At 70.6% G+C, this 11,515-nt stretch carries 8 protein-coding genes; all 8 read left to right on the forward strand.

What is annotated here, in order from left to right; genetic code table 11:
* Positions 1 to 58: 58 nt before the first annotated feature.
* Positions 59 to 775, forward strand: coding sequence for a hypothetical protein (locus ABZ297_RS29260; protein WP_355352306.1), 717 nt, complete (start codon positions 59 to 61; stop codon positions 773 to 775).
* Between the two features lie 246 nt (positions 776 to 1,021).
* On the forward strand, positions 1,022 to 2,098 hold the full coding sequence (gene ychF / locus ABZ297_RS29265) for a redox-regulated ATPase YchF (protein ID WP_355352309.1): 1,077 nt from the start codon (positions 1,022 to 1,024) through the stop codon (positions 2,096 to 2,098).
* 82 nt (positions 2,099 to 2,180) lie between these two features.
* Entirely contained in the window at positions 2,181 to 2,477 is a 297-nt protein-coding gene (locus ABZ297_RS29270) for a hypothetical protein (RefSeq protein ID WP_355352312.1), read from the forward strand.
* Positions 2,478 to 3,078: 601 nt separating this feature from the next.
* Positions 3,079 to 3,858 (forward strand): conjugal transfer protein, encoded by a 780-nt coding sequence (locus ABZ297_RS29275; protein WP_355352315.1) that lies wholly within the window; start codon positions 3,079 to 3,081, stop codon positions 3,856 to 3,858.
* A 48-nt stretch (positions 3,859 to 3,906) separates the two neighbouring features.
* Entirely contained in the window at positions 3,907 to 4,182 is a 276-nt protein-coding gene (locus ABZ297_RS29280) for a hypothetical protein (RefSeq protein ID WP_350807483.1), read from the forward strand.
* Between the two features lie 55 nt (positions 4,183 to 4,237).
* Positions 4,238 to 7,285 carry a TcpE family conjugal transfer membrane protein gene (locus tag ABZ297_RS29285; protein WP_355352319.1) on the forward strand — a complete coding sequence of 1,016 codons (3,048 nt, stop codon included), beginning with the start codon at positions 4,238 to 4,240 and terminating at the stop codon, positions 7,283 to 7,285.
* A gap of 47 nt (positions 7,286 to 7,332) precedes the next feature.
* On the forward strand, positions 7,333 to 9,810 hold the full coding sequence (locus tag ABZ297_RS29290) for an ATP-binding protein (protein ID WP_355352322.1): 2,478 nt from the start codon (positions 7,333 to 7,335) through the stop codon (positions 9,808 to 9,810).
* On the forward strand, positions 9,807 to 11,515 hold a 1,709-nt coding region (locus tag ABZ297_RS29295), incomplete at its 3' end, for a type IV secretion system protein (RefSeq protein ID WP_355352325.1). The genes ABZ297_RS29290 and ABZ297_RS29295, both read left to right, overlap by 4 nt.

The following is an 11,515-nucleotide window of genomic DNA, read 5'->3' on the forward strand; positions in this document are numbered from 1 at the left end:
CCCGACACGCCTGTGCAATCCGCTTGTGCCTACGCCCATCGTCACGCAGAGTATCCATATGGTGACAAGAATTCTGGCTCCCCTCGCCGCGGCGCTGGCCGTGGTGGGTGTCGTGGTCGCGCTGACGGCCACCGCCCGGCACTCCGCGACGGCCCCGGCGCAGCCGCTGCTGTGGACGCCGGGCGCCTGCGTGAGCAGGTCGGACGCCAGGTACGACCTCACGCAGTGCAACGGAGGCAACGCCGAGGTGCTGACCATCACCGCGGACCCGCCGGGGGTCGGCGCCTGCCCCGACGACACCGACGACGTCCTGCGCCTCGACGGCGGCCGCGCGGCCTGCGTGCGCGACTTCCTCGAACCGCACGCGGGCGCGCCGGGCGCCGGCGGCGGCGTGATCAGGCCGGGCGACTGCGTCGCCTTCGACGGCCGCGAACGCCCGTGCTCGGCCCCCAGCTGGTACGGACGGGCCGTCGCGGTCGTCCAGGACGCGGCGAGCTGCCCCAAGGACACCCTCGACACCCGGGGAGCCACTGGCGTGGTCTGCCTCGGCCGGGGTGGGCGGGTGCTCGCCGAGGGCATGTGCGTGGCGGAGCCGGCGCGGCACGTGATGAACAGATCGGCGATCTCCCAGGTGCGCTGCGGGTCGCGGGCGGCCTGGGCGCGGGTGACCGCCCTGGAGACCTCCGCCAGGAACTGCCCTGACGACTCCGAGCGGTACCTGGAGGCGCGCGGCGCCTTCCGTCCCGTGACCTGCCTGCACCTGGTGAGCAATTGACACCCTCCTCGGCGTGAACGCTGAGGACTGCCCCACGTCGCCGCAGGGTTCTTACTGCTTCCTCTACGCCGCTCGCGCGTCGCAGGTTTCGGGCGGTGCCGGGGTCGGAGTTGCCTTGCCCGGTCTTACCTGCCCTTCTTCGTTAACGGTTAGCTGCCTTGCGCATACTCTCTGCAACTCGAACATATTATCGCCATCGCCTTGAAGGGCGGGGCCTTCTGCGGCTTCCAGGTAAACTCGCTCGACGTGAGCCTCTCTATCGGCATCGTCGGCCTGCCAAACGTCGGCAAGTCCACGCTCTTCAACGCGCTGACCAAGACCGGCAACGCGCTCGCCGCGAACTACCCGTTCGCCACCATCGAGCCCAACGTGGGCATCGTGGGCGTGCCCGACGACCGCCTGCCGAAGCTGGCCGAGATCTTCAGCTCGTCCCGTGTGCTGCCCGCCAAGGTGGAGTTCGTCGACATCGCGGGCCTGGTCAAGGGTGCCTCCGAGGGGCAGGGCAGAGGCAACCAGTTCCTCGCCAACATCCGCGACACCGACGCGATCTGCCAGGTCATCCGGGTCTTCAGCGACCCCGACGTGACGCACGTCGACGGCGAGATCTCCCCCAAGCGTGACATCGAGACCATCAACACCGAGTTGATCATGGCCGACCTGCAGACGGTCGAGAAGGCCGTCCCGCGCCTGCAGAAGGAGGCGCGGAACAACAAGGACAAGAAGGCCGCGCTGGAGGCGGCCGAGGAAGCGCTGAAGGTCCTGGAGACCGGCAAGACCATCTTCGAGAGCGGCCTCGACCGCGAGGGGCTGCGCGAGCTGCACCTGCTGACCGCCAAGCCGTTCCTGTACGTCTTCAACCTCGACGCCGACGAGCTGATCGACTCCTCGCTCAGGGAGCAGCTCTCCACGCTGGTCGCCCCCGCCGAGGCGGTCTTCCTCGACGCCAAGATCGAGTCCGAGCTGGTGGAGCTCGACGACGAGGAGGCGCTGGAGCTGCTGCAGTCGGTCGGCCAGGACGAGTCGGGCCTGTCGCAGCTGGCCAGGGTCGGCTTCGAGACGCTCGGCCTGCAGACGTACCTGACGGCGGGGCCCAAGGAGACCAGGGCCTGGACCATCCGCCGCGGCGCCACCGCGCCCGAGGCGGCCGGTGTGATCCACACCGACTTCCAGCGCGGCTTCATCAAGGCCGAGGTGGTCTCGTTCGACGACCTGGTCGAGGCGGGCTCGATCGCCAACGCCCGGGCCGCGGGCAAGGCCCGCATCGAGGGCAAGGACTACGTCATGCGCGACGGCGACGTCGTGGAGTTCCGCTTCAACGTGTGATCGGCGATAGGTGAAGGCGTCAACCACCTGGGGGCCCCGCGCGTCGAATCGTCACGGCGTTCACGCTGACTCGGGAGGCCTCATGATCCGTCGCATCATCGGGAAACGACGCCCCGCGCCCTCGCTCGCGGGCATCAGCTTGGAGGAGGAGCTCGCCCTGCTGCGGGTGGAGCTCATGTACGGCCTGCGCGTCAACCGCGAGGCCTACCTGCGCAGGAAGGTCGACGAGCGGGAGGAGCTCGCCGTCCGGATGCTCGACAGCGAGCCCACCGCCATGCTGGCTGAGCTGCGCGGATCGTTGGAGCGGTCGGTGCGTCCGACCGTGGTGGACCTCCAGAGCAAGCGGGCGCTTCCCCGCCAGGATCCCGAGCCCGCCTGAGGCCGTCATCGCGTGGACGGGCCGCATGCCACACGGCGTGCGGCTTGTCGCGTCTTATACCAAATGCGCAGGTCGCGACTGTCCCTACGCCATTTGGACAGGAATCTCTGGCCATCGAGTTATGTGGCACAGTGCCGTTGGCCTGGGCAAATACCTATTTCGTCACCAGGTGTTGGGGATGGGCGTGCCGGGGCGCAGGCTGCGGCAGGTTTGCCCCTACACGGCGATGCCTGCAGCATGGGCGTGGCTTTCCTGGAACAATGGCAAGACCGGATAGGGTGATTGCCTCACCGCGGATGATGGGGATCGGCAACGGACGACACCGCGCCAGGCCGGGGGGGTTGGCGCGAGCGGAGGCGTGATGGCTCGTAGGTCAACCGTCCAGCACGGTCCTCGGATCGCTGGCGACCCCGAGCTTTCGGCGCGCCCTGACTTGGCCGACTTCGACGCGCCGCCTTCCCGCAGGCCGCGTCGCGGCGGCTGGTCGGGTGGCGGCGGCCGATGGCTGGTCTGGACGGGCCGCGTCATTCTCTGGGCGCTTATCGTAGTTATCGTAGTGAATGGGGTCCGTGCCCCATTTGAGAGGTTTACCCAGGAAAACGTGGCTGCTCCGAATGGCGCCGCACAACCGAACCAGGGATTCCCCACCGACCGTGGCATGGCGTTCGCCGCCCAGTTCGCGGGGGTTTATCTGAATTTCAGCCCGGCCGACGCGCAGAGCAGGGCGAGCAAGCTCGCCGCCTTCGTCGCCGACGGCTCGCAGCCGCAGTACGGCTGGGACGGTTTCGGCAAGCTGGCCGCCGTCGCCATCCAGCCGTACGACATCGAGACCACCGACTCCCAGAACGCCGTCGTCAGCGTGGCCTTCCAGTCGGGAGCCCGCAGGTTCCTGCTGTCGGTGCCCGTCTACTACTCCGGCGACGACGCGGGCAAGCGGTTCGTCGTCTCCGGGCGGCCCGCGATCCTGCCCGCCCCGACGCCCGCCGACCTGCCCCAGGTGGCCGGCCCGGAGGTCGACGAGGCGGCCGCCACGGAGCTCAAGCCGCAACTCGAGGACTTCTTCAAGAACTACGCCTCGGGCGACACGGCCGGGCTCGCGCGCTACCTCGCCGGAGGGAAGAGCCTGCCCAACTTCGGCGGCGCCCTCACCTTTGTACGGCTTGAGAAGCTCGTGGTGCCCGTGGGGGGAGCCACGCGAGACGTCCAGGCGGTCGTGACGTGGCTCGTGCCGGGTGGCGCGACGCCGACCGCCGACGCGAACGCCAACGGCCAGGGCAACGGAGACGGCCACCTGGAGCAGGCCTACCGGCTCACCGTCGAGAAGCAGGGCGACAAATGGTACGTCAACGACATCCGCGGCGCCGGTCGGGCCGTTGGATAGCCGCAACCGCGCTGCTGATCGGTACCCCGGGAGGACCAAGAAGTGATCTTGAAGACCATCGTGCTCGACCTCGTCGCGCTGTCGCCGACACCGACCCCGACCGGCGTGAACACCGAGGGGCTCGCCAGCTTCCTGCGCGCGTTCTTCGCCCCGCTCTTCCTCGTCGTCGTCTCAGTCGTCGCGCTCTTCTTCCTGTTCACCCGTGAGATCACCAGGTTCGTGCAGTTCCTGATCCTGGCCGTGGCCATCGGCGTGATCTTCTACGTTCCCAACATCATCGAGGTGACGGCGAAGGCGATCGCGGGCGCTCTGGGCATCAAGTAGAGGGTTGAGGCCGCGTCTCAGCGGTCATGAACGAGCGGGTGGAAAGGAGGACCGCGTGGACCTGCCTACGTATACGAATATCTGGCGCATCGAGAAGCGGCTCTACAAGCTGTACGACCTACGGCTGCCGATGCCGCTCCCGATCGTCTGGATCGGCGTGTTCGTCGGCGTCCTTGCCCCGTGGTCCCTGCTGCTGTGGCTGGTCGGCATCGACTTCGTCGCGCCGTGGCACGTGCTCTACCTGGTCCCGCCCGGTATCGTCACGTGGCTGTCCACCCGTCCCGTGATCGAGAACAAGCGGCTGACCGAACTCCTGCAGTCGCAGGCGCGCTACGTCGGCGAGCCGCGCGTGTGGTGCCGGATGGCTCCGGCCGCCGAGCCTGAGACGATCGCTTTCTCCGGGCGCGTCTGGCGCGCCGTGCCCGCCAGGGTCCGCGTCAAGGCGACCCGCAAGGCCCGCCACTCGCAGCGCAGGCGCGCGGCCGAGCGTCCCGCCGGGCCCCGCCAGGTCCGCCCCGCCGTCGCCGCGGCTGCCGCAGCCGCCGCCCAGGCCCCTCTCAGCGAACCCGCGACCGCGGGCCGCACCGGCTGGGGCTCCATCACCCGCCGCGGCACCGCCCCCGCCCTCCTCCAGGAACTGGACGTACGCAACGACGCGGCGCCGTCCCACCTGCCTGACGGTCAGGGCTCCTCGCCCGCGTCGGCACGCCGCCCCGACCCGGAGCGCGCCGCCGACCGTACCGGGGAGACCGCTCGGGAGGCGGCACCGACGTCCGAGACGCGCACCTCCGGAGAGCCGGCTCACACGCCGGAACGGCCGGCCGCGTGGGGAGCGGTCCCGATGCCGGGGCGCACGGAGCAGCGTGACGTCCGGGAAGCGGAGGAGCGTGGCGTCCGGGGCGGGGGCCTTGACGCGCCAACGCCGAGGGAGACGCAGGCCGGGGGTGGCGCGCCCGCCTCGCAGAGCCGGAAGCCCGCCGATCGGCCGGGTCCCGTGGTGGGGAAGCCGATCGACACGGAGGCCCTGCGGCGGCTGCGCAGGCTCGCGGCAAGTGCCGACACGAAGCCTTCCACCCCCGCACTCCCTCCGTCCCCGCCGCCAACCGCCTCCACGGACGGCGCCAACGCCGCGGACACCGCCGCCCCCGCGGAAACCGCCGCCGCTGGCGGCGCCGTCCCAACGGCATCCCCTTCAGCGGCGACCTCGACTGTTGAAGACCCCACGCAGAAGTCCCCGTCTGTGGCGGGTGAAGCGGTGGCGTCCGCGCCTGCGGAGGGCGGGTTCGCGGAGGAGACCACGCCTGCGGAGGGCGAATCTGTGGAGGAGCCTGCGTCCGTGGTGGGTGAAGCGGCGGTGACCGCCCTCGCCGACGAGGCTGCGCCCGCAGTGAGTCCGTCATCGACGGAGCCTGGTGAAGGCGTTCCTGCGGGAGTCGGTGACGGTGGCCTTGAGCGCTCTGGTGACGGTGCTGCCGGGGGAACTCTGGAGGACGAGGCTGCGCGGATCCAGCACAGAAAGGGGCAGCCACCCAGGCAGAACCGATCACTGGGGGTGCCGGACACGCCGCCGGTCTGGCCGCTGCTGCGTCCCGACACGAAGCTGGTGACGAAGCCGGTGACTCTGCGTCCGATCGGCGGGGGTGCGCGTGACACCTCTGCGCCCGCACAGGCGGCCCGACACGACGAGCCGTCCTTGCCTGTGCCATCGGGCCGTGACGGCGAGGGGGCGGCTGATCAGGGGCGGCAGCGCGAGCCTGAGGGCGCGTCTGCGCTGGGTGAGGGCGTGCGTGTTCCTGCGGCGCGCCGCGACAGTGAGAGCGCGCCTGAAGCGCGTCCTGACGCCGTGCAGGCGTCTGAGGCGGCTGGTAGCGAGGTGGACGGCGCCCGCGAGGTCGGTGGTCGCGGGGAGTCCGGCGTTCGCGAGGCCGGTGGTGGCGCGGAGCCTGGTGTGCGGGTGGCCGGTGGGCGTGACGGTCGTGGCGAGGATGTGGCCGCCAGGCGAGGCGAGGGGGCGCTTGCCGGGCGCAGTGAGGGCGCCGGGCGGGATGAGCGTGTTGGCGGGCGTGCTGAGGCGCGGCGTCACGGGGGCGACGGGCGGGCCGGGGATGCGGTGGTTCCGGGGCCGCGGTTCGGTGAGCGAGAGGGGCGGGTGCGACGGGTCGAGTCCGTCGTCGGACGCGACTCCGGCGGCTGGCGGCGGATCGCGCAGGTGGTCGTCGGCGGCGGCGGGGTGCGAACCGACGGGTCGGAGATCGACGAGGCCAGAGCGCGGGGCGTGTTCAGCGGCAGTCGGAGGGTCGTGGTGCTCGGGTGCACCGGCGGCGCCGGGCAGAGCACCACGGCGTTGATGCTGGGCCACACGTTCGCCAGGTACCGCGACGACCGAGTGGTCGCGGTCGACGCGAGCACCGGCGGCAACACGCTGACCAGCAGGGTCCGGACGGAGACCCCGGAGACGCTCGCCTCGCTGCTGTCGGGGCTGGACCGGGTCAGCGGGTACCTGACGATGCGCGGCTACACGACCCGGACGGCTTCGGGCCTGGAGGTGATCGGGGCCGACACGGACGCGGAGGCCGAGCGGCGGCTGACCGACAGGACCCTCCTGTCCGACCACCGGCTGGGCCAGACCATGCACCTGCTCGACCGGCATTACAAGCTGGCCGTCATCGACCCGGCCGCCGCGCTGGCGGCCCGGGTGCTGCCGTACGCGGACCAGCTCGTGCTGGTGGTCCCGGCGAGCGAGGAGGCGCCGGAGGCGGTGGCGATGACGTACGAGTGGCTCGACGGGCACGGCTGCGCGGACCTGCGCAGGCGTGCGGTGATGGTGGTCAACGGCGTGAGCAGGCGTTCGATGGCCGATGTCGAGCAGGCGGAGGCGGTGGCCAGGGGCAGGTGCCGGGCCATCGTCAGGGTGCCCTGGGAGGACGACCTGGCGCCGGGCGGCGCGGACGTCGTCGATCCCGGGCAGTTGCGAGCGGCCGGACGGCGGGCGTATCTCGCGCTCGCCGGGGTCGTGGTCGCGGGCTTTGCGGCACAGACGATCCGTCCGAGCGAAGAGGAGTTGGCGAGTGACCCCCCGGGCACGAGAATCGGTGAGCGATAAGTGAACGAGCGAGCAGGTCTGGCCGGTTCATGCGCCGAGGGGGCGGCATGAGCAGGGCGTCCCGAGCGCATCAGCGCCTGGCGGTCCGGTACTTCGACGACCGCATCCTGCTCACCGAAACCTGCGCATGGGCGTACTTCCGCCTGCCGACGGTCAGCTACGAGTTCGTCACGCCGGACGAGCGCGAGGCGCTGGCCACGAACATCACGATCGCGCTGGCCGCGATCAGGATGCCCGACGCCGAGGTGCACCTGAGGGTGGCGCACCGCACCTATCCGGCGGCCGAGTGGGCGATGGCGCTGAACGCCACCTCCGACGAGGGCCCCGGCTGGCGCGACTACCTGGAGGAGATGTACCGCCACGTCTGGGCGAAGGACTTCTGGTCGAAGGAGGTCTACCTGGGGGTGCGGCTGGGCCCGCGCGGCAGGCAGATCGGGGCCGGGATGTTCTCGCAGCTCTTCGGTTTCTACCAGAAGACGGAGAAGACGCTCGGGCTGGAGGACGACCACGTCCCCGAGGGTGAGATCTCCAAGTGGACCGAACAGGCCGAACGGCTCGGCAGAGCACTGGCGTCGAGCGCCTTGTACGCACGTCACGCCACCTCGGTCGAGGTGGCGTGGCTGTTCCAGCACTCGGCGGCGGGCGCGCTCGGCGATCCGCCGCCGTCGGCGAGCCCGAAGCGCCGCTGGGGGCAGGGCGAGATCGAGTCGCTGGTCGAGGGTGAGATCCACAACGGCCGGTCGCTGCTGCGGATCGTGCAGCCGCAGGGCGACTCGTACGTGGCCAACCTGTCGTTCGCCCGCTTCCCCGACCTCATGCCGTTCCCCGACGGCGAGCCGTGGTTGCACTTCGCCGACCAGCTGCCGTTCCCGGTGGAGATCTCGTCCAGGATGCGGCTGATCCCGCCGGTGAAGGCGTCCAAGGACGTCGCGCGCAAGCTCGCGCACGCGCGTGACATGGACATCCACATCCGTGAGGCGGGGGCGGAGGCGCCGCTCGCGCTGGCGGAGCAGATCGACGCGGCGCGGATGCTGGAGCACGGCATCACCAAGGAGCGGCTGCCGTTCGTGTACGGGTGGCACCGGCTGATCGTGTCGGCGCCCACCGAGGAGATCTGCGTGCAGCGGGTCGAGGCGGTGGTCGAGCACTACCGCGACATGGGCATCGACGTGGTCAACTCCACCGGTGACCAGTTCTCGCTGTTCTGCGAGGCGCTGCCGGGCGAGAAGGTCAGGGTCAACGCGTACGCCCAGCGCCAGCCGCTGCGGACCATCGCGGGCGGCATGGCCACGGCCACCGTCGATCTCGGTGACCGGCTCGACGACGGCAGCGACGGCTGGCTCGGCCCGTACATCGGCGAGACCGTCGGCAGGGCGCGCAGCATCGTCCACTTCGACCCGCTGGTGGCGGCGACCCGCAACCGGCCGACCGCCATCGCGATCACCGGCGAGCCGGGCGGCGGCAAGACCACGCTGGCGCTGCTGATGATCTACCAGATGTCGTTGCGCGGGGTCACGGTCGCGGTGATCGACCCGAAGGGCGACGCCGAGTCGCTGGTGCAGCTGCTGCAGAAGCGGGAGCGGAAGGCGCGGATCATTCCGCTCGGCTCGGCCGCGCCGGGCCTGCTCGACCCGTTCTCGTTCGGCGACGACATCGCGGCCAAGAAGACGATGGCGACCGAGACGTTGCGGCTGCTGCTGCCCCGCATGTCGGAGGAGCGCGAGTCGGCGATGATCCAGGCGGTGGCGGCGGTCTCCAACGCGCCCGACCCGTCGCTGGGCAAGGTGGTCGACTTCCTGGAGAAGTCGGAGGACGCCGCGTCCAAGAATCTGGGCGCGGTGCTGCGTTCCATGTCGGAGATGCATCTGGCCAGGCTCTGCTTCGACCCGTCCGGCGGCGAGCAGATCGACAGCGAGGGCTGGACCACCGTGTTCACGCTGGGCGGGCTGACGCTGCCCGACGTGGCCACCGGCCGCGACGACTACTCCTACGAGCAGCGGCTGTCGGTGGCCCTGCTCTACCTGGTGTCGCAGTTCGCCCGGCGGCTGATGAACGGGCTCGACCGCCGCGCGCCAAAGGCGATCTTCCTGGACGAGGCGTGGGCGATCACGTCCACGCCGGAGGGCGCCAAGCTGGTGCCCGAGGTGAGCCGGATGGGCCGCTCCCGTAACACCGCGCTCGTGCTGGTCTCGCAGAACGCCGGAGACCTGCTCAACGAGCAGGTGACCAACTGCCTGTCGTCGGTGTTCGCGTTCAGGTCGACGGAGCGGGTCGAGGTCGAGCACGTGATGTCCCTGCTCGGGGTGGAGCCGTCGGAAGAGCACAAGGCCGCGCTGCGCGCGCTTGGCAACGGGGAGTGCATTTTCCGCGATCTGGATGGCAGGGCCGGTCGCATCGGAGTAGACCTGATCTCCGATGAGCTGCTCCGGTGGCTCGACACGAACCCGACACACGACAAACCCGACGACAGCGGGCATGATGATCTTCAGGGGGGCGTGCGCAGGGCGCAGGAGGTGCGGTCATGAAGATCCGGCTACCCAAGCGGCTGGCTCTGGTCCTGGCGTTGCTGGCAGGCGTCCTCGTGGTGCCGATCGTGGTGGGCGGCCTGTCGTCGCCCGCCGCCGCGGCCCCGTGCGACCTGTCGGGCCCGCTCTACCCGGAGGTGATCGGCGGCGGCACCGACGGCATGATCCAGCCGCCGCCCCCCGAGGGCGGGGCGTCCGCGCCGACCACCAACTACGCCCAGTTCGGCATGGCCGGCCAGTTCTGGCAGACCCATGACCTGGGCTGCTCCGACTACGTCGCGGTGCTGGGCAACCTGTGGGCCAACGGGATCTTCAGGTTCGCCAAGGCGATCGACCGGCTGACCATCACCACCTACCAGGCCGCCGCCACGGAGGGCCCGCTCGCGTCGATCAAGGACGTGGTCGACGACATCGTGACGAACCTGTCGAACGCGATGTACTGGCCGTTCCTCCGCCCGATCGTGATCCTCGCCGCCATCTGGCTGGCCTGGTACGGCCTGATCCGCAAGCGGGCCACCACGACCCTCGAAGGCGTCGTCTGGATGGTCCTCGCGGTCACGGTCGCCACCTGGTTCTTCAGCAGGCCCGGCGACTTCACCGGGCTCGGCAAGATCGTCACCGACAAGACCGGCGAGGTGGTCAACTCGGCCTTCGCCGGGCTGCCCGGCGCGGGCGGCGCGTCCTGCCTGCCCGCCTCCGGGCAGGCCAGCCCGCAGGTCAAGGCCGGTGGCTACGCGCAGGCCGGCACTCCGGGCGTGGACCAGAACGCCGACGCGCTCTGGTCCACGCTGGTCTGCAAGCCGTGGCTGATGGGCATGTTCGGCACCGCCGACCCCAACCAGCCGATCGTGCGCGACTTCGGCCGGACCATGCTGGAGATCCAGTCCATCCCCGCGGCCACGGCGGGCCAGCCCACGCCGAACGTCGGCGACCGGCAGGCGAAGTACACGGAGATCGCGGAGAAGCTCAGGAACGACCCGCGCTACACCGTCTTCTCCGGACGCGACTGGGGCAGCAGGCTCGGCGTGTCCATCAGCGCGCTCATCGCCGCCCTGGTCGCCGGGCTGCTCATCTTCCTGGTGGCCGTCTCGCTGCTGGTGCTGAAGGTGGGCTTCCTGCTGTTGCTGATCCTCGGGCCGGTGTTCCTGCTGATCGGCGTCCACCCCGGCAGCGGGCGGATCATCGCCATGCGCTGGGTGGAGATGCTGGTCGGCACGCTGCTCAGGCAGGCGGTGCTCGCGCTCGTGCTCGGCGTCCTCGTGTACGGGTACGCGCTGATCATCTCTACGGCCATGCCGTGGGGGCTGCAGATCCTGTTCATCGCGTTGCTGACGATCGCGGTGTTCTTCTACCGGCGGCCGTTCCAGCATCTGTTCGCGTCCATGAACGGGCACACGCTCGCCACCCGCATGCTGGGCGAGGCGGCCAGCTCGCCCGTGCTCGAACGGACGGGCACCGGCGTGCAGGGCATCACCCGCTGGGGCGTGCGCAAGGCCAGGCCGATCGTGACCGCGGCCATGAGCGGGAACCCGGCGGCCGTGGTGGCCGCCACCGCGGCGCAGGGCAGAGGGCGCGGCGAGGAGGGCGAGGGCGCGGCGACACCGTCGGGCACCAGGGTGCCCGCCACGGCCGCGCCGCTCAACACCGACCAGCAGGGCGGCAAGGCCGCCGGGCGGGCCGTGCCCGCGCCTCGCCAGGGGGCGGC

The organism is Nonomuraea sp. NPDC005983 (assembly GCF_040614375.1).
Classification (GTDB): domain Bacteria; phylum Actinomycetota; class Actinomycetes; order Streptosporangiales; family Streptosporangiaceae; genus Nonomuraea.

Coding starts and splice junctions, on each gene's coding strand:
- ABZ297_RS29260 (WP_355352306.1), top strand. CDS start 59: ATGGTGACAAGAATTCTGGCTCCCCTCGCCGCGGCGCTGGCCGTGGTG.
- ABZ297_RS29270 (WP_355352312.1), top strand. CDS start 2,181: ATGATCCGTCGCATCATCGGGAAACGACGCCCCGCGCCCTCGCTCGCG.
- ABZ297_RS29290 (WP_355352322.1), top strand. CDS start 7,333: ATGAGCAGGGCGTCCCGAGCGCATCAGCGCCTGGCGGTCCGGTACTTC.